Here is a 17,943-nt window from a genome sequence, read left to right as displayed (position 1 = left end):
GGTCATGAGCTTCCCAACAACTTATACGATCGAGTCGGCAAGTCAAGCACCGGAAACCTCGCCTTGCCGAGAGCGCGCCGATCGCGGACCCGCGCTGTCTCGCCGCCGCCCGGCGGGCAAGGTTATTCAGGCCGCAATCCTCCCACGATGGCGCAGTTGAAAGGGAACATCACCACGTTGGGAATCGCTCGGAGCACTTCCCCCACCTGGTCCAGACCTACCATGCAGGCCGGCACGAGCACAGGCCAAACCATGCGGCCTTCGTCGTTCGATTCCGTCATCTCTCTTGCGATTCTGTTGCTTTTGAAATCTGCATCTCATTTCCCCATGACGGCCTCTGCGCCGCTTTCCGCCAACTTTTCGCCGGCGAAATATCCCCCGATGGCCCCCGTCACGCCGCCGACGAAACCGCCGATCGCCGTTCCGATGCCGGGGCAAATGGCCGTTCCCGCAGCTGCGCCGGCACTTGCTCCGATTTCTCCTCCCGCATACGCTCCGGCCCAACCGCCCGCGCAACCCGCCGCATTTTTCGCGTGTTCCAATCGGCGCTCGCCCTGGGTAATCTCCCCGCGAGCGTAGGCCTGTTCCACCTGACGAACGCGTTCGGCCCGCAGTGCCACATCCACGCCAACGGCAACGGGGCCGGCCACCTTCGCCGCGGTTCCCAGCGTCTTGCTCGCGACCCGCGCACCGGATGCGGCTTCCAGGCCGGGTGCCGCTCCCGCTTCGACGGCGCCGACGGCGCGCGACGCGCCGCGGATGCCCTGGGCCGAACCCTCCTCGGCCGCGATGGCGGATTTACCCGCCCGTCCCGCTTGCCGCAGCGCCTCCGCCGCTTCCTCGGCCGCTTGCGGGGCACGCTCCACGCCGCGTCCGACTCCGCTCAAATCATCCCATTTCGTGCCGGACTTGGACATTGCCGGGACCTCCGTCAGGCGGAGCTTCAGTCGCTCGATAGCCTCCCGGGCGAGTCGAGCGGCCTGCGCAGTGTCGTCCGCCGCCGTCGCGGAACTTTCGAGCACCGGGATCCCCGGTCGTCCCAGCGTGTGCGGCGTTCTGACAACTTCTACCCGCAGCTTGTCCTTTGGCGCAGCGTCGACAATGCTTTCGAAGGCCCGCCGTTCCGCCGCCGAGATGTTCGGCGTCTGGAGATTCTTCTCCGCCGATTTCACGGCCCAACATTTGGTTCCCTGCTCGTAGCCGTAACCGCGGCCCAACGGGGACGTACCGCCTTTGGCCTCCAGCACGACGATCTCGCCCGTCCGCGGATCCAGGTAAACTTGATCCGGTCCTTGCGGCACCGTTCGGCCCCGGCCGTCGAAGATCGGCGTGTAGCCGCGCTGTCGAGCAAATTCCCTAGCACCCTTCTCCCCGATTTCCTCGGCGATCCTCACTCGCTCGTCCGGGCTGGCGGCCAGCCATCGGCGATGAAAGGCATCCGCCGCCTCGCCGACGGTTTGCGGTCCCGCCTCGGGGAGCGTTGCCACAGCCTGCGCCCAAGCCGCGTCGCTCGGCCCCCGCGCGGCCGTCCCGACCAAAAGCGCCGGCACCAAAACAACCGTCATGTTCACCCGCGCACGACCCAACATCTTTGTTTCTCCAAGGAATTGGGACTTGCGGTTCGACCCCGCCTACATCCCTTCACTACGGCCGCCCGATGCGTTCCATAACAAGCAAGCCTCGTTGTTCCCGCCGAATCACTCCCCTCGCGGAGGCGGCGAGCCGCCGGCTTTCCCTGCTTTTACGATCCCGCCGCCGCGCTCGTAACGACGAAAAACTCGCCGGCTCGGCCGCCACGCTAAGCCGCGTCGCTACCGACCGCGTCGAAAACCGATAGAATGGAAGCTCCGAGACGCCGACGAGGAATGAGGGTGCGCCGCGCGCAAACGGGGTTGGAACCATGCTGCCGTACTCGATCGTGGAGCTGAGTCTCCGCGCCACGACCGCCGGAAAGCTGATCGCCTGGATTGGACCCGCCTTGCGCGGATTGACGGCGGGCAGATTGAAGGTCATGACCTGCCGCGTTCTCGACGCAGACGGCAACCCACCCGCCTATTGCCGCGGTTGCCGCCACCACGATGAGTGCCCCTACGGCCGACTGTACGAACCGCTCGCTCGCGAGGACGAAAGCGAGGCCTTTCGTCCCCTGGTCTTATCGCCTTACTATCCCGCGCCGGATCGCGTCGAACCGGGCGACGAGATTCGGGTCCGCATGCTTCTCTTGGGCGACAGGGCGTGCCGCGATGGGCCCGCCGTGATCGGCGCCTTGGCCGACGTCGGACGCAAGCCCGGTCTCGGCCCCGACGGCATTCGCTTCATCGCCCAACAACTCGCCTTTTCCGAGGGCCGACTTGCCCCGGAAGACTTGCCGACCCATGCCCGGCAATGGCCCGGCGTTTATCCCCGAGTGGTCATCGGCCTGAATACGCCTCTTATCCTGCGGCGACGAGATGCCGACGGCCGGCGAAACACCGTCTCGCACCCGAGCCTGGGCGATCTCTTCACGGCCGCCAAGATCGTCCTTTGCCGCGCCTTCGCCCAGGAGGGCCGGCCCCTGCAAGCCGATCTCGACGACCTGCAAGCGGCCGCCGACCGCGTGGAGTGCCGCGAGGATTATTATCAAACATTCCGGCAAATCAAGTGGTCCGGTCGCACCCGCCAACGGTTCGAAGTCCAAGGATGCGTGGGCGGCGCCGCGTACAAGAACGTCCCCGCTTCGCTCATCCCGTGGCTGTACTGGGCCGGGCTTTTTCACGCTGCAGGACACCGCGTGGCCGGCGGCGGCGGTTGGCGCGTCATCCTCGATTAACCGCCAGTGAAATCCCCTACCGGGAGCCGCCGGCGTGAGGCGGGGGTGCATCTTGGGTTGCGCCGAGGCACCTCGGGCTGACGCCCGAGGCTCTTGTACGCGTTTTGTTCCGCGCGAGCGCACTTCAGGAGCCGCCGGCGTGAGCCGGCGGTGCATCTTGGGTTGCGTCGAGACACCTCGGGCTGACGCCCGAGGCTCTTGTATGCGTTCTGTTCCCCGCGAGCGCACTTCAGGAGCCGCCGGCGTGAGGCGGGGGTGCATCTTGGGTTGCGTCGAGCCACCTCGGGCTGACGCCCGAGGCTCTTGTACGCGTTTTGTTCCGCGCGAGCGCACTTCGGGAGCCGCCGGCGTGAGCCGGCGGTGCATCTTGGGTTGCGCCGAGGCACCTCGGGCTGACGCCCGAGGCTCTTGTACGCGTTTTGTTCCGCGCGAGCGCACTTCGGGAGCCGCCGGCGTGAGCCGGGGGTGCATCTTGGGTTGCGCCGAGGCACCTCGGGCTGACGCCCGAGGCTCTTGAACGCGTTTTGTTCCGCGCGAGCGCACTTCGGGAGCCGCCGGCGTGAGGCGGGGGTGCATCTTGGGTTGCGTCGAGCCACCTCGGGCTGACGCCCGAGGCTCTTGTACGCGTTTTGTTCCGCGCGAGCGCACTTCGGGAGCCGCCGGCGTGAGCCGGCGGTGCATCTTGGGTTGCGCCGAGGCACCTCGGGCTGACGCCCGAGGCTCTTGTACGCGTTTTGTTCCGCGCGAGCGCACTTCGGGAGCCGCCGGCGTGAGCCGGCGGTGCATGTGCGCACCCATGAGTGATCCACTCGACCGAATTCGGGTTGGCGTCGTTTGGCCCTTCTCGGCCAAGCCCCTTTAGCACCTTACCCCGGGGGAACGAGAGAAACTGATTGAGTACGTAAATGTTTCAATGGCCCTTCTCGGCCAAGCCCCTTTAGCACTTAAGAGTACGGAAAAACAGAAAAGACGTTCCGGCGTTGTTTCAATGGCCCTTCTCGGCCAAGCCCCTTTAGCACTATCGACCGAATTATTTCCGAGTTAGGGAGACACCTGTCTGTTTCAATGGCCCTTCTCGGCCAAGCCCCTTTAGCACCCCTCTTTGGGTGCCCATCCCCCGTCGTCAAAGGAAAGTTTCAATGGCCCTTCTCGGCCAAGCCCCTTTAGCACTGGGCCTGCGCGCGGGGCAGGTCCTCCTGTGGGTCATGGAGGTTTCAATGGCCCTTCTCGGCCAAGCCCCTTTAGCACTTAAGAGTACGGAAAAACAGAAAAGACGTTCCGGCGTTGTTTCAATGGCCCTTCTCGGCCAAGCCCCTTTAGCACTATCGACCGAATTATTTCCGAGTTAGGGAGACACCTGTCTGTTTCAATGGCCCTTCTCGGCCAAGCCCCTTTAGCACCGCACCATTCCGAAGTGCTTACTGCAAAACGACTTGCGACGCGTTTTGCCCACACCCCTCCCATTAGAGGTATATTTTTGCATGCTTGCAATGTTGTGCAACAATGAATTCTCCGCCATAAGTCGTTTATAATCAAGTATTTGCGTTTTTGCCCACACCCCCAGCATTTTCACCCTTCCATATGGGTATGGGCAACGTGACCCAGCACCCCTAAATAGTGGCAAATCCTTGAGGGTCTTGCTTAATCTTAATCGTGCATCCTCTCTTGTCAAGACGCTGTCTATTACGAATAGAGAAGTGTTCCCTGGTTCTCAGGAGTAGAAATGTCCCCGACCATGGGTTTCAGGAACCGCCGAGACGGAGCCGCCCGATTCGACCGGCCCTGCCCCCTCCGCATTCCCAGAGGTCGCCGCCTCGCCGTGGACTGCGGCGGCTTGCCGCCGCTTCTGAAAGCGACAGCTTCGCCGCCGCACTCCAGACCCTTTCGGAGGACGGATAAGAACATTTTCATTCACGCCGCGAGGGGGCATTTCTCGGGTATAACCGCCGCTTGTCAAGACGCCGCCGCACCGCTTTTTGGGGCCGCTCGGCACCACAGGTTCGCCCCCGCGAAGACAGTCATCCGAGATACTCGCCATCGACTTCGGTCGGCTTGAGAGCCTCTTCATCTTGCAAACGAACGGGGCGAGGGGACACGGCGCGGCTTTTCGGCAACGGCGTGAACGGGTCACGAGACCTCCTCGGTTTCGAAAGTGTCCGACCCGGCGGCCGACTCGAATTCATCCGCTTGCAGGAAGGGCGGTGATATCTCGTTTAAGCGGCGGATGTAGTCGCGGACCGTCGCGAGGACTTTTTCTTCGTGTTTTCCTTGGTTCCACCACTCCTGCCAATCGGTCAGAATCGCAGCGAAGCGGTCCCGCTTCAAAGCGACGCCTTGCGGCGAGGAATCGAAGTCGGCCGGGGTGATGCGTTTTTGGTTGCAAATGCGCAATACCCAGCGGTCGACGACGGGCACGCGATGCGGTTCCATGAGGTCGCACGCCAGGGACGGCCTGCCCGGGCGGTAGGCGTGCAAGGTTCCGAACGTCAACTCCAACCCGGTCGCTTGAATTCGGGCTTCAACCTGCCGGAGCAACCACGTGTATCCCAAGCTGAGCAGGGCGTTGATCGGATCCGGCGGCGGGCGACGGCGTCGCCCGCTGAATTGCCACGGCGACTGCAATCGGGAGGCGAAGAGACGGAACCATGCGGCGGAGGCCGTGCCCTCCAGCCCGCGGAGGCTTTCGATCGGGGGCGTGGATTCGACTTTGCGTTGAAGCTGGGTCAATTGTCGGATCAGTTGCTTGGTTTCGGGGTTCTGATGGCGTTGGTAGTGTCGTGCAGCTTCGAGCATTTGGGCGATTTTGCGACTGACGAGACTTGCCGCTCGATTGCGGCACCAGCGCGCATCCGAGAGGGCGTGGTATTGCCGCAGTCGCAACAGGCCGGAGTCTGGGTTTACGGAGGCGACTCGGCCGGCGCATCGAAAGCCGCCCGGCGTCAACCACGCCAATTCGACTCTTCTTTGGAAGAGCATTCGGATCGCCTCGCCCGTCACGGTAACGTCGCCGTAGCAAAACACGTAGCGAAGCGATTCCGGACGAAGGCGGATGCATCCGGCTTGATCTTGTCCGTAGGCCAATTGGCCATTGATGATGCGGAGTTTTCCCGGCCCCAGAAGGTGCGCAATGGGGGAGGCAAGTTGCGTGACTCGCATGACTGAGGCTCCTTGCGTGACTTGTCAGTCCTGCACGAGGGCGCGAGCGGCGTCGTTATTGGCGGCGCGCGCAGGGGCATTGAGCCAGGCGGGCTTGTAAATGAGCCTGCCCGGGCGTTCCGGCGGCATCGCGGACAGGGTCACCAGTTGCACACCTTCCACCTCGAAGGTCCTGAACCCTCGGGGCAGACGTCGGGAGAATCGCTCGTGCACTTCACGCGCACTGATTTTGTAGAGATGTTTCAACAGACGTTTCACTTGCCGTTGGACGAAGTCGTCGACGACCTGAAAGACAGCGTAGGCGTTATCGGCGTGCATATAGGCTTGACGCCATTGACGAAGTTGGCGATTGAGCGATCGGATCCATCCGGAAGCGACGAAGCTTTTCGGTTCCAGGCGGATGTCCGGAAGAGCGGTCATCTCTTCTACCGCCGCCAGGATGTCGGCGATCTTGGAGTCGGGAACGTAATATCCGAACAGGACTCGCTCGCGGGGGAGCACGCATCGCGGGCGAATATGGACGCCCAACCACGAGACGCCGTGCTTGACCGGAGAATATGAGAAAAGAAGTCTCGAAACGACGTCCGCGTGCGAGTTAAGAATCCAGGAAGTGCTTTGGGCCAGGATCGCAAGAGGAGTTGTGAATTCGCGCAGACGCAGTCCTTTCTCCTGCAAGGAATGATGGAGACGGCGCACCGATCCCAGAAGTTCGGAGGGACTCTCGGCCAAGAGGAGAATGTCGTCTGCGTATCGAAAATAGTCAGCTTGGTGAGAACGCGACGCGTGATACGCCGCCATCGCGCGATCGATGGGATCGAGATAGAGGTTGCACAAGAGGGGTGACAGAGGGCTTCCTTGAAGGATGCCCACGCGCCGGGGATGCCACAGCCCCACGCGCCGGCTCCCGGATTCGAGGATGAGTTCCAAAAGACCGAGAAAATCCGAGTCTTGAACGCCGCGACTCAACTGGGAGAGGAGCAGGGAGACGTCCAAATGGTCGAAACAGTCGGCGATATCCAGGCCGCAACCGTAGCTCAACGCGTTCCCCGGCTCCGAAAGCGCACGCACCACGCCGGCGACGGCCCCGGCGACGGAGCGACCGGGACGAAATCCGTAACTGGCGCTCGAAAAGGTAGGCTCGAAAAGCGGTTCCAGGATCTGCTTGACGGCGGTGTGAACGACTCGGTCGCGCAAATTGAGGATGGTCAAGGTGCGCGTTCCGACCTTATGGGGGCCTTTGGGCACTTCTACCGTTCGAAAGGGAGAGGGGCGGAATCGTCCCTTGAGAATTTCCTCCGCGATGGCGGAGAGAAAACGGTCCGGGTTTTTCACGTGCCGCGGAGTTAAGCCATCCGGCCCCGGCGACTCCGCCCCGGGAGCGGCCTTGACGCGCTGCCAAGCCGCTTTGAGGTTTCGGCGATCAACCAGCCAAGCAGTCAGATGGGGCACGGGCCCCCCGAGCTTCTTTTGCTCGGAACAAAGGTGTGCCTGAATCGTAACGAGGTCTTTTCCGACCGTTGACATGGCTACATGCTCCCAGTGATTCGAACCGTCGCGTTCTCGCGCCGCACCGTAGAATTCCGGAAGGGCGCAACCGATGTTTGGCTAGCCGCTCGCCGCGGACGCCGCGGCTTCCCGTTCGCGGACACGAAGACGGGGACCTCCTTTCAGGCCTTTCCCATCACGGACGACATCACGCGCAGCTTGCTCAGTCGGCGGTAGATCGCCGCGAGGCATGTGACGGCGAACAGGCCGTGGACCTTGGCGATGTGCAGATACAACCCCACCCCCAACCCGAGCAGTTCGGTGATAGCGGCAAGCAAGGAAAGCGTCATGGCGAATGTCTCGTTCCGGTCTTCTTCCGCGGAGAGCGTCGGCGCTCGGCCACCAGTCGGGGCGATGCCTCTCCCAGCACGGCGGCGGCGGGTTCCAGCGGGATGTTGACGCCTCGAACCTGCCCCTGAGCGGATTCTTGGGAGTGCAACATCCAGGCCTGTATGCAGTCCGACTCCCAATCGATGGCTTCGGCCGCGGAATCTAAGACGCGACGGGCCTCTTCGCAGGAGCCGTCGAACCAAAAGACCGACTTCTGTAGGCGCAACGCACGCTTCTCCAATCGTCGAGCCACGCGCGCAAGGCGACGGGGATGGCAAATATCGTAAGCGATAATGAACGGCATGGCTTCTCTCGATCGTGCTCCGAGGGACTGCCCGAGAAACGCCCTGGGATTCTTACGGCTTCCGCCGCGCGTCCATAACGCGGTTTTGGCCGCATCAATCCGGCCGACCGGGTCCGCGACCCACCCAAATCACGATTCCCAGCAACAGCAGGGGAAACAACAGGATCAAAACCAGCGATCCCAGCAGCAACGCGACGCTTGTCATTTCGGCCGTGTCCCACGACACGCCGGCACTCTGATTCGCGTCGATGGGATTGGCGTCCGCTCGCATCGTTTCCGTCGTCGAATGCGTCATGGAATCACTCCGTTCTTGCGTCCCAGAGCCGTGCCCTCGGCGGCTCACCATTGAAGAGAGTACGAACGGCGCCGTCGGCGGATAACAGCTTGATTGTCCCGATATTCCTCTATTCCTCGTGACCGCCCCTCACGAGCCGCCGGCGTGGGCCGGTGGCGAATCTTGGGTGGCGCCGAGACGCCTCGGGCTGACGCCCGAGGCTCCCGATGAACCCCGGGGCTCGCGCCGAGGCCGTCGCCGGCGGTCCCTTGCATCGAATCCCGCTTCCGCGCCGTGGTCGCACGGATGTTCGTGAGGTCAGCCGCGGGGCGCACCAGCCGGCGAGTCTGGACGCGGTGATGCCGGTTTGATAGGCTGAACCGTGGCGTTGCCGCTTGATCCGAAACGCGGGCGGCGTCGGACACCCGGCGGGTCGTGCTGCGGGGCGAGCGTCCGGAAAGAACGGGGCCGCCGCATGGCACGCGAAGGGCGGGTACTCGATCGCTCCTCGGATGGATCGCTTCGTGCTGCTTTGCGATCAGGACCGCAGCCATATCTCCCGGGGCGGATTCCAATACGCTTTGGGCCCGTAGCTCAGCGGTGAGAGCAGGGGACTCATAATCCCTTGGTCGGGGGTTCGAATCCCTCCGGGCCTATTGGCACAGTTAACACTGTGAACCCCGTGATTTCACGCTTAAGCGTTGATTTCGCGGGGTTTTGTGTTGCGCCACAGTCCAAAAGTGTCGTAATGCCAATTATGACAGTTAGGGACAGAAAAAGCCTATTAGGGAACACAAGAAGTGCAACCATGAGTGCAACCATTACCGTGGTAGTATTACCCTAGTCGTCGGCGGCCTTCTTTTGATCGTGGCGAGGGACAGCGACGGCTAGTTTCCGAACAGTCTCGCCCAGGTCGGTAACGCCGAGTTTGGTATAGGTCCGGGCCGTTAACTTCGGGTCCGAATGCCGCATGAGTGCCTGGGCTGTTTGGAGGTTGACTCCAACCCGCGCCAAAAGTGTCGCGTAGGTCCCCCGGAGCGAATGGAAGTCCAGACGCCCGGCTTCAGTCTCGGGCGGGATTCCGGCATCCCGTAGGTCGTGCGCGATCATTCGAGCCGCCCGCGTGAACCACGTCCCGGGCCAGAGTCTTACCGTCGGGACTGGAACCGTGGGCCGGGTGCTCAACCACTGCCGCAGATATTCGGCAACGTTCTCGGGAAGCGGCACAACGTCTTGCCGCTTGTTCTTCGCATAGGCCGCCTCCACCGTGACCGTCGGCTGGTCGGTTTCGATGGATAACGCCCCGCGAGTGAGGCTTGCAAGCTCGGCGGCCCGCAGGCCGGAGTAGCCGGCCAGCAAGTATAAGGCCGCCCTATCCGGCCCCGTCAGTCCCCGGAAGACCCATCGGCTTTGCTCCGCGGCTCCAACCAGTCGGCCCAACTCATCCACGGATAAGACCCGTCGCCGAATCCGCCGATCCACTTCGGCGTTCCACCTCGATAACCCGGCCAACGGATCATCGGCCAGCCTGCCGCTCCTCCACAACCACCGCGAGAACGCCTTGCACGCCACTAGGTGGTGGTTTCGTGTCTCCGTACCCACTTCCAGCGACAGAACGGCGTCCAGGATGGCTTGCGGGCGTATATCGCCCAGGGCCTCGATATTGGCGAGAGAGAATACCTTGCGGATTCGCGAGAGTGTCCGGCTTACGTGATCGCGGCTCCTCCCCTTTGCCTCCAGATCACGGCGGAACTCGTCCAGGTGGTCGCCCACGGCATCGCGTAGAAGCTTGTCTGAGGGCCTAGTTAGACCGGACGCCAGTCGCTCCGCGTCCCGCTCCAACTCCGCCGCATAGGACAGCGTAGCCCTCTTATCCGTGAACCCCGCGAACTCTCTCACTCGACCGTTGGGAAGCCGAAGCCGAATGTACCACTTGCGGGATAGCTCCTTCACTTTCTCGACTGGCTTCCCCCGCCCGGCGAGCCGCTTTGCCTTCGCGGCTGTAATCCGCTCCCCTTGGTATGTCCAGCGAATCAGCGTCTTCTTGAAGATGAACGCCATACCGGCACCCCTTGAGTGCTTGCAGTACCCCAAGAGAAGCCGCGGGCGGGAAGCCGGGGGTACGGCGGCTTGTCGGGCGTCCCCTATCCCGCCCACGCTTCCGCGTCATGATACCGCGGGCACGTTGCGACTGGAACTCTGAATTGCCAACCGCCGCTGGTCGAATCTTGCCCCGTTGCAGTTTCGCGGTCCGCTATGGTCGGCACACGACTCGAACCCAAAACCATAAGTGCCGCAAATAGGACTACTTGCGAAACCGGTCATCATCCGCGCGGCACAGAATCCGGCACACTTGGCCGCGAACACCCCGCTACGTAGGGGTCTCCGCCGGTCGCGTGTTCCCACCATTCCGTGGCATCAAATGCACGCCGCATTGCGGGCAGTGCCATGCGTCATATCCATCGAATCCGATGAGCACGGCCACGGGGAAAGCGCATTCCGGGCATTCTGACGCCCTCGCCCGCGTGATCTTGAAACTCAGGGCAATGTCTGACCACCAGGGAGGCAAGTCAACGCCCCTTGGCCAACCGCGGGGTTTCTTCAACCGGCGACGAAGTTCCCGTGAAAACGGTTCCAGGGCGTCCAAGATTTCTTGGGTGACCGTCCTTCCGCCGGGGAGGGCGTGCCATACGCCCACCTTCCCGTTAGGTTTGTTTTCCAGCCGGAAACCTTCTAGGAGTATCCAGCTCACGGCCTCTTGGAAGTCACGGAATGTTAGCGGGGAAGTATCTTTGCGTGCAGATGTTCTCATGGCGTCAACTCTCCTTCTTGAGCTTGCCGGGCCAATTCCCCTACAAGCCTTTCCGCAGCCTTTGGCCAGTCCACGGGGTCAATCTTGAGTAGCCGGCACACGTCCAGCAGCAGGCATACGGCCGCGTCGTGGAAAGTGTCGTACAACTCGAAAAGGGTCGGGAAGTCTACCGGTTGGGCCGGTTGACCGATGGGAATCAAAACGTATCCCGGGCCGGATCGGCTCGGCTCCAGCCGAAGCCGGAAACCAGCCTCCCAAAGTTTGTGCAAAAGCAGCCAGCCGCCCACTTCCTCTTTGTGCTCAAGCAAGGTCGCCACTTCGCCAGCCGTCAACGCCCCGGGCCTCACGCCAAGCCGAAGTTTGCCGCTTTCCCATGCCACCTTGACGCCAGGGCGGTTGAGCCAGTGTAGGAAGTACTGGTGGCTTTCCGGCATGGTCGCCAAGTGATTGCCAGGGTCCAGGGTGCTTATTTGCCTTGAGTCCATAACCGCCCTCCGGTCGTCAGAACTCCACCCAAACTTCGCCGTCGGCTTCCGCCGCTTCCACCAATCGCCGGTTGACCTCTTCCGGGTCGATTCCGGGGAGCGCAGGCGCGTGGTTTTTGGTGGCTGCGGGTTCGGGGTCATTGGGCACATGGCCAGGTTCTCCTATAACGTGGCCATCTTGACCATGTGCCCCCCTGGAATGCTCTGAAACCCCGTTATTTAACGCAGACGGACCAGATGGCCAGGTTATTTGTGTTAGGGCGCCTTGGCTACGTGCTTGACCGTCTGCCCTGTCGGGCAAGCGCCACCACCACGGGCCGGGGTTCTCCGGACGGTATGAGACGATTCCAACCGCATTCTTTGCCCGCTGTAGGGTCTTGTCGCTTCCGCAATGGGCTTCGGTCCATTCTCGCGTAACATCCTTAGCCAGCCGTGGGCCGCCGCTCAGAGCCGCCAACAGAAACGCTTTGGCATCTTCCTGGGCGTCGGCTTCCGGTCCTGGCCGGGATGCCTGCCGCTCCCGTTCCAGCGCCTCGTCAGCCGTCATGTTGACGGGTTCCCGGTCCCATTCAACGCGAGGTGGTTCGCCCACAATACGGAACGCCAAGCCGGGCGACTCCTCGGATAGGTTTTGTTTTCCGGCAAGGAACAGCCGCCGCTGTTTGTCGTCAGCGTCCCGCGATACATGCCACACACTCCGGGCGATGCCCGTGAACCCTCTTGACCCCATGACCGCTTCATCGGCCCCGCCGTCGCCCGTGGATTTCCGGCGGTGCACGACCACCAGGACGGCAACCTTGCGCCGCCGGGCCATTTCGCCGAGGGGCGCAAGAACCGATCGAACCTCGTTATCACGATGCGAATCAACCCGCAAGCCGAGAAAGTCGCCCACTGGGTCAATAATCAGCAGCCGGCAGTCAGGCACATCATCCAGGGCCTTTTCGATCACGGCTAGATCGGCCAACGTTAGGCCGCGCTCCCGGCGTGAGCCGTCCGCGTCCCGGCGGACCATTCCCTTCAACACCCGCACCCGCGCAACGTCCGCGTGCATGGCGTCAAGCCTAGGGCGGATGGTATCCGCCGGGTCATCTTCCATCGTGAGTATCAAAACCGAACCCTTCTGACACGGCGAGCCGTCCGGCCAAGGCGTCCCGGTGGTCACACGGGCCGCAAGGTCACACGTCAGAAAGCTCTTGCCCTGGCCCGGCTTGCCGACCAGGAGTGTGAGCCGGCCTAACGGAATGCGCTTCGGCCAGAGCCATTCCACTGGGGTCGCCGCCACCTCCTCAAGCTTGACGATGATCGGTTGAAAATCACTCTCCAATTCTGCGCCGGGCCGGGCTTCAACCGAGGCCTCCGCCGGGTGACCGTCCCCATTCCGCGCCTTCGCCTCTATGATCGCCTCTTGAAGCGTGTTGAGCGTGTCACCCTTCGGGATGCCGTACCGCTCGAATAGCCTTTGGGCGAGTTCCCGCCAAGCCGTTCGATCATTCGATGGAACAGAACGGGTGACGGGCGTGGGAAGGTGTCCACCTTTGAGGGTGACCGATATCCGGGCGTCCTTGCGCGCGGTTGCGATGATTGTCGCCGGTTGCGTTTTATGCATGAACTAAACCCCGTATCAAGGCCGTGGCTCGTTGTGAATCGAGGAATTCGCTTGGTACTGTGGGGCGGAGGTTCTCCGATGCGACAACCGCACCCGGCAGCAGTAGTTCTCGCATATTCTGAGGAATCCGCTGCGCAACAAACCGCTCGCCCAGCAGTTCCGCCCGCGGATCGTCGAGGTTCGCGATTGGAGGCGAGACGACTCTTGCAGTGACAAAACCCCGCGGCGCGCGGACCTCAACCAACCAAGGGGCGCCTTCGCGCACCGGAGGCCAACAGACCACAAGGACGGGCACCCGGGTTTGTGTCGCCGGCTGGCGAAGACGAACTAACCGTTCAGCCACGGTCGCCTCCTCGTGATTTCTGCCGCTTCCCACTGCGATCCAAAAAGTCTCGTACAGCCTGCCAGCGCCATCGGAGCGTCCGCGCGCTCAATCGGGTCGGCTCCGGCAATCTTCCGCTGGCCAGTAAACGAAAGATCGTCCGACGGGACACGCGAAGCCGCCTCGCAAGCTCGGCCGACGACAACATCTCATCTTGAAGGTCCATGCGTCTCTCCTTGCGTGAAACCACACTGCAATGTAGGAGGACCACAGACGAGGTGTGTAATCGCGGGACTAGACGAATAAAAAAACCCCGCGAAAAACAGCGTGCGGGGCCTAGTGTGGCGGGACTAACTGCGGGAGTAGCGCGGGAGTAGCGGCCCTATTCGCGGCCACCGGGTTCCAGTAGTATTGGCTTCCCGCCGCGTCGCCTTGCAACCAGGTAGTCGATTTTCTTCCAATAGTCATCGTCGCGGGCTTTCCAATAGTTAGCCCAGTCCCCTGCGTGGACCAAGAGCCGGTTGCGACTCGGCCTACACCGCCGAATGACGTCATTGGGCACGCCATCGAGCCATCGCTTGAATTGCTTGTAGTTCATGAACTTTTGTCGTGCCGCCACAGTCGCCGGTATGTAGTCCCTAATGTCCACCTTCGGCTGAGTATTTCCGGCGTCTTGGCCTTGCCGCTGCCCAGTCTCAGCCGCGGCGGGCATCTTTTCGAGGTAAGCCGCAAGCAACATCGGGTCTTCGATGGCCGCGATCTTCTCTGCGGGGACCCCTGCCGCTAGCGCGTATCGTTGCAATGGTTCACGGATCATGTGCCGTTCGAACCATTTTTCCATGACGTAAACGATGATGGTTTCATCCGCGAGTTTGTCCACCGAATCCGCCGGAAAGCCTAGCTCAACTGCCTCCGCGTGTAGCTGCGATTTAGACATGGGTAGAGTGCGCCCGGTGAACGTCAGCCATAGTTCCGAACATATTCGCACTGCGGCCTCGGGGTCGGCTTTTGCTAGCTCCTCAAACTCTTCGCGCATCCTCGGGAGTTTTACCGCCCACCCCGCTTGTTCAGCCGAGAGTTTGCGAATCAGCGTCTTCAGTTCGGCGTCGTCACCGTTGCGAAAGACTTGAGTAATTTGCGACAAGCAAGACGATAACCACGCAAGCCAATCATTGAATACAACCAAGTATTCGCGCTTACCAGTAGACATGCGATCCCCTTTCGCATGAGCGAGATTCCCCAAAAAGATAGAGGGCGGGCGGCCGTTGGGGATACGGTATTCGGGCCGCGAACCCTAGCCCGCCCCGGCACAATGAGAGTTAACTACTTTTTACCATCCTCCGGCGATCTGACAACACGCTGGACAAACAGAACGGCAACATGCCCGGCCTTACATAACTCACAATCCTCGGTCGGATCGGCCTCGCCCTCATTCATAACGTGGTAATGGTCCGGTTCGCCGGGTTTTGGGGCAAGCCGCTCGATGCGCTGCAGCCTATCGCGAAGCCTGGCCATAGATGGCGTTCTCCAATTCCTCGAGCCGCTCCACCAAATCCACCTCTACCGGCGGGCCTAGGACGCGGTTCAAAACCTCCCTGGCCGCCGCAACGTCGCCTTCCATCGCACGCGAGAACAACACTCGGACTATCGAGGCCAATTCTTCGGGCGTAACAGCCTGCAGGACGGCCTTGCGTAGCTCTACGGCCCCGTAACGCTTCTTCGGCCTCCCGGGGCCTCCGGGGCCTCCCTGGACGAATCTACCGCGGTTGTCGCGAATCATGGGGCAGCCGTTTCATCTCGTGAAACTAACCGAACAAACCGGCATAAGCTCTTTGGCCGCCTTCGCCAGGTCGGCGGCGACGTATGACCGAACGAGCGTCCACCCGGTCGCGTGGCCGGCAGTCTCGCGGAGTTTGTCCACGGTATGCCGTTGTCTCGCCACCGCGGGGCTTAGCTCCGCGGCCATCTTCAACGCGGCGTGCGCGGCCGTCTTTTCCTCCGGGACGGGGATTTCAAGAACGTGGGCCAGCTTCGCCGCCGTCTCCGCGATCACAAAATCGAGCGTGTCTTTTTCCTGTTGAATCGCTGTCTTCCGTGCCGCGTTGATTGCGTCGGCGACCTCGCGATGCTCGGCCAAAATCCTGTTGGCGGCCTCCAAGAAGGCCATCGCCGTCTTTTGGAGGCTTGCCGCCTTCGCTGCCGAGAAACTCGACTTGACTTCCTGTTGCAGGGAGTAAAGTTTTTGCTCCAGGGCCTGGGCTTCGGCCAGGGAAGCGTTCCACTTTTCGACTCGCTGCCGGAGTTGCGGCTCGAACCACGTGGGAGTTTCAAACGGACTCAACCGACTCAGTATGCTCATTGTTCACCCCCTCGGAATCCACGGATCGCATTGGCGAAAATGTCCTCGCTGGGAGCGGCTTCGCCGCGCCAAGCCCGAACCACGTCTTCGACTTCTTTCAAGTTTTCGCCGCCGGAGTTCTTCACCTCTTGGAGCCGTTGGCGGAAGCGAACCAACTCGGATTCCTCAAGCTCGACATACGCACCCTCCGGCAGCCGCCGAACGTCGGCGTCGTACAACTCCTTGCCGCAACACTTGCAAACGTAAACCATTCGCATCGCCCTAACCTCCATGAACCGTTTTTGCCCCGTTACAAGGCCGCTGAGTCGCCGTCTAACCCGATTATAGCGAAGTATCGCCGGGGAAAAACAGGTGCAACCATGAGTGCAACCAAGGAATATGCTATTTGTAAGTGCTGTATTTTAAGCTACTTGTGAAAGTAAGCAGGGGACTCATAATCCCTTGGTCGGGGGTTCGAATCCCTCCGGGCCTATTCGGCACTTTTCGGGGATGGTTTGATCCGGCCTTTTTGAAGGATCAAACGGATGTGCGGGGCGTCCGGCAACACGGTTTATGACGAGACGCGCCGTCTCGAGGCGTCGGGTGGGACGCGGACAAGCTCGAGGTATCGGGACTTTCGGGGTTTCGTGTCCCGGTATTGGGCAAGACTCTCGCTGTGAGTTCGGCGGTGCCGACTCGCGTTTTTGGCGGGACGCTCGATCGGCGGCGGGAGGTGCGGCATGGTAACCGGACCGTCGTCAGGAGATCGAGTCGCAGACGTCGATCCAAAGCGGAGTATGGCCGTCCCGAAACGGAAAGCCCGCCTGCTTGTCCGTGATCAGGTTGATCAGCGGGCGTCCCTCGTGCCAACGGCGAAGATTCTCGCAGAACAGTCGCGTGATGTCGTCGGCGCGGGACGCGCATTGACCGCCCACGTGCGGGGTGATGATGACGTTGGGAAAGTCCCACAAGGGATGACCCGGCGGCAACGGTTCCGGATCGGTCACATCCATGACGGCGCCGGCGATGGGACCGTTTTGCAAGGCGGCGACCAGGTCTTCCGTGACCGTGATGGCTCCCCGGGCGACGTTGACGAAGAGGGATCCCGGCTTCATGCGGGCGAATTGCTCGGCGCCGAAGGCGTGGAATGTGGAGGCGTTGAGCGGCAAGGCCAAAATCACCAGGTCGGCGTCCGGCAGCAGGGAAGGCAACTCGCTCGGCGGCAGCAATCGTTCGACGTACTCCGGCTTATCCACAGGGAACAGGTCCACGGCCCAAAGGCGCGTTTTGAAGACGCGCAAGACCTGCGCCAAGCGGCGCCCCACGCCGCCGAAGCCCACGATTAGAATCGTGCTGTGATGCAAATCTCGGGTGGGACGGCGGATGAACTCATGCTTCTTTTGGGCCGCGAAAAAGACGGGCAGACTGCGAAGCCAGGCCGTGATCAGAGCGGTGGTATGTTCCGATACTTGGTCGGCCAAGACCCCGGAAGCGCTGGTCACCACGATATTGGATGCGATGACGGGCGGTACCAGGCAATGATCCATCCCGGCGGCGGATGATTGAATCCAACGCAGTCGGCCGCGTTGTACCACGGCGTTCCAGTCCACGGGCACCTTGGCATGGCCGCAAAAGATGTCGGCGTGAAGCAACTCCTCGGCGATTCGCTCTTGCGGTACGTCGGCCACCTCGGCCCAGGGCGCGGCCTCCGCAATTCGACGTCGCTGCCGTTCTTCGTTGGGAAAACACAAGACGATCCGCATGGCGTGACCTTTGTACGGGGCGAGACTGATCATGCAGAAGGAAGCTTCGCGGTGCCGAGGGTTGTGCATTCCCCGGACCCCTGCGAGTCGGGCGCAGGCGTGCCCGGCTAACCGTGAAACCGACCGAGGAAATCGGATTGGGGGTGCCTTCGGCCGCAGTCTTCAGACTACGGCGGTGGGGCTTTTCGGCAAAGGGGGA

16 protein-coding genes, 1 tRNA gene and 1 CRISPR repeat array are annotated in these 17,943 nt (G+C 61.9%); of the genes, 2 read left to right on the top strand and 15 right to left on the bottom strand.

What is annotated here, in order from left to right; genetic code table 11:
• Positions 1–122: 122 nt before the first annotated feature.
• Both ACYQ6J_RS11095 and ACYQ6J_RS11090 read right to left on the bottom strand, forming a co-directional pair.
• Entirely contained in the window at positions 123–281 is a 159-nt protein-coding gene (locus ACYQ6J_RS11095; RefSeq protein ID WP_460184252.1) for a hypothetical protein, read from the bottom strand.
• A gap of 36 nt (positions 282–317) precedes the next feature.
• Entirely contained in the window at positions 318–1,589 is a 1,272-nt protein-coding gene (locus ACYQ6J_RS11090; RefSeq protein WP_460184251.1) for a hypothetical protein, read from the bottom strand.
• Positions 1,590–1,900: 311 nt separating this feature from the next.
• Here ACYQ6J_RS11090 and ACYQ6J_RS11085 point away from each other — a divergent pair, with 311 nt between their 5' ends.
• The gene (locus tag ACYQ6J_RS11085) at positions 1,901–2,809 is read left to right on the top strand and encodes a hypothetical protein (RefSeq protein ID WP_460184250.1); all 909 of its coding nucleotides are present in this window, start codon (positions 1,901–1,903) and stop codon (positions 2,807–2,809) included.
• Positions 2,810–3,637: 828 nt separating this feature from the next.
• A CRISPR array of direct repeats spans positions 3,638–4,209; the repeat unit is 37 nt; unit sequence GTTTCAATGGCCCTTCTCGGCCAAGCCCCTTTAGCAC.
• Positions 4,210–4,936: 727 nt separating this feature from the next.
• Here ACYQ6J_RS11085 and cas1 read toward each other — a convergent pair.
• From cas1 to ACYQ6J_RS11060, 5 genes are all read right to left on the bottom strand, one after another.
• Positions 4,937–5,965: a CRISPR-associated endonuclease Cas1 gene (cas1, locus tag ACYQ6J_RS11080; RefSeq protein ID WP_460184249.1), complete on the bottom strand. Its 1,029-nt coding sequence runs from the start codon at positions 5,963–5,965 to the stop codon at positions 4,937–4,939.
• 24 nt (positions 5,966–5,989) lie between these two features.
• Complete coding sequence (locus tag ACYQ6J_RS11075) at positions 5,990–7,489, bottom strand: reverse transcriptase domain-containing protein (RefSeq protein ID WP_460184248.1); 1,500 nt, start codon at positions 7,487–7,489, stop codon at positions 5,990–5,992.
• 143 nt (positions 7,490–7,632) lie between these two features.
• Entirely contained in the window at positions 7,633–7,800 is a 168-nt protein-coding gene (locus ACYQ6J_RS11070) for a hypothetical protein (RefSeq protein WP_460184247.1), read from the bottom strand.
• Positions 7,797–8,144, bottom strand: a complete 348-nt coding sequence (locus tag ACYQ6J_RS11065) for a hypothetical protein (protein ID WP_460184246.1) — start codon at positions 8,142–8,144, stop codon at positions 7,797–7,799. Before ACYQ6J_RS11065 ends, ACYQ6J_RS11070 begins: the two co-directional genes overlap by 4 nt.
• A gap of 94 nt (positions 8,145–8,238) precedes the next feature.
• The gene (locus tag ACYQ6J_RS11060; RefSeq protein ID WP_460184245.1) at positions 8,239–8,439 is read right to left on the bottom strand and encodes a hypothetical protein; all 201 of its coding nucleotides are present in this window, start codon (positions 8,437–8,439) and stop codon (positions 8,239–8,241) included.
• A 562-nt stretch (positions 8,440–9,001) separates the two neighbouring features.
• Here ACYQ6J_RS11060 and ACYQ6J_RS11055 point away from each other — a divergent pair.
• Positions 9,002–9,074: transfer RNA gene (locus tag ACYQ6J_RS11055), tRNA-Ile, on the top strand.
• Positions 9,075–9,258: 184 nt separating this feature from the next.
• On the opposite strand, the gene ACYQ6J_RS11050 is transcribed toward ACYQ6J_RS11055, so the two are convergent.
• The 8 genes from ACYQ6J_RS11050 to ACYQ6J_RS11015 form a co-directional block, all read right to left on the bottom strand.
• On the bottom strand, positions 9,259–10,479 hold the full coding sequence (locus tag ACYQ6J_RS11050) for a tyrosine-type recombinase/integrase (RefSeq protein ID WP_460184244.1): 1,221 nt from the start codon (positions 10,477–10,479) through the stop codon (positions 9,259–9,261).
• A 747-nt stretch (positions 10,480–11,226) separates the two neighbouring features.
• Positions 11,227–11,715, bottom strand: coding sequence for a hypothetical protein (locus tag ACYQ6J_RS11045; RefSeq protein WP_460184243.1), 489 nt, complete (start codon positions 11,713–11,715; stop codon positions 11,227–11,229).
• A 16-nt stretch (positions 11,716–11,731) separates the two neighbouring features.
• Positions 11,732–13,321: an AAA family ATPase gene (locus tag ACYQ6J_RS11040; protein ID WP_460184242.1), complete on the bottom strand. Its 1,590-nt coding sequence runs from the start codon at positions 13,319–13,321 to the stop codon at positions 11,732–11,734.
• A gap of 704 nt (positions 13,322–14,025) precedes the next feature.
• Positions 14,026–14,853, bottom strand: coding sequence for a hypothetical protein (locus ACYQ6J_RS11035; RefSeq protein WP_460184241.1), 828 nt, complete (start codon positions 14,851–14,853; stop codon positions 14,026–14,028).
• Positions 14,854–15,138: 285 nt separating this feature from the next.
• The gene (locus ACYQ6J_RS11030) at positions 15,139–15,423 is read right to left on the bottom strand and encodes a hypothetical protein (RefSeq protein ID WP_460184240.1); all 285 of its coding nucleotides are present in this window, start codon (positions 15,421–15,423) and stop codon (positions 15,139–15,141) included.
• Between the two features lie 12 nt (positions 15,424–15,435).
• On the bottom strand, positions 15,436–16,002 hold the full coding sequence (locus ACYQ6J_RS11025; protein ID WP_460184239.1) for a hypothetical protein: 567 nt from the start codon (positions 16,000–16,002) through the stop codon (positions 15,436–15,438).
• On the bottom strand, positions 15,999–16,259 hold the full coding sequence (locus ACYQ6J_RS11020) for a hypothetical protein (RefSeq protein WP_460184238.1): 261 nt from the start codon (positions 16,257–16,259) through the stop codon (positions 15,999–16,001). The genes ACYQ6J_RS11025 and ACYQ6J_RS11020 overlap by 4 nt, the downstream gene beginning before the upstream one ends.
• 480 nt (positions 16,260–16,739) lie before the next feature.
• Positions 16,740–17,777 carry a D-2-hydroxyacid dehydrogenase gene (locus ACYQ6J_RS11015; protein WP_460184237.1) on the bottom strand — a complete coding sequence of 346 codons (1,038 nt, stop codon included), beginning with the start codon at positions 17,775–17,777 and terminating at the stop codon, positions 16,740–16,742.
• Between the last annotated feature and the right edge of the window lie 166 nt (positions 17,778–17,943).

It is taken from the genome of Thermopirellula anaerolimosa (genome assembly GCF_054657335.1).
This window is presented reverse-complemented; position numbering and strand designations above follow the sequence as displayed.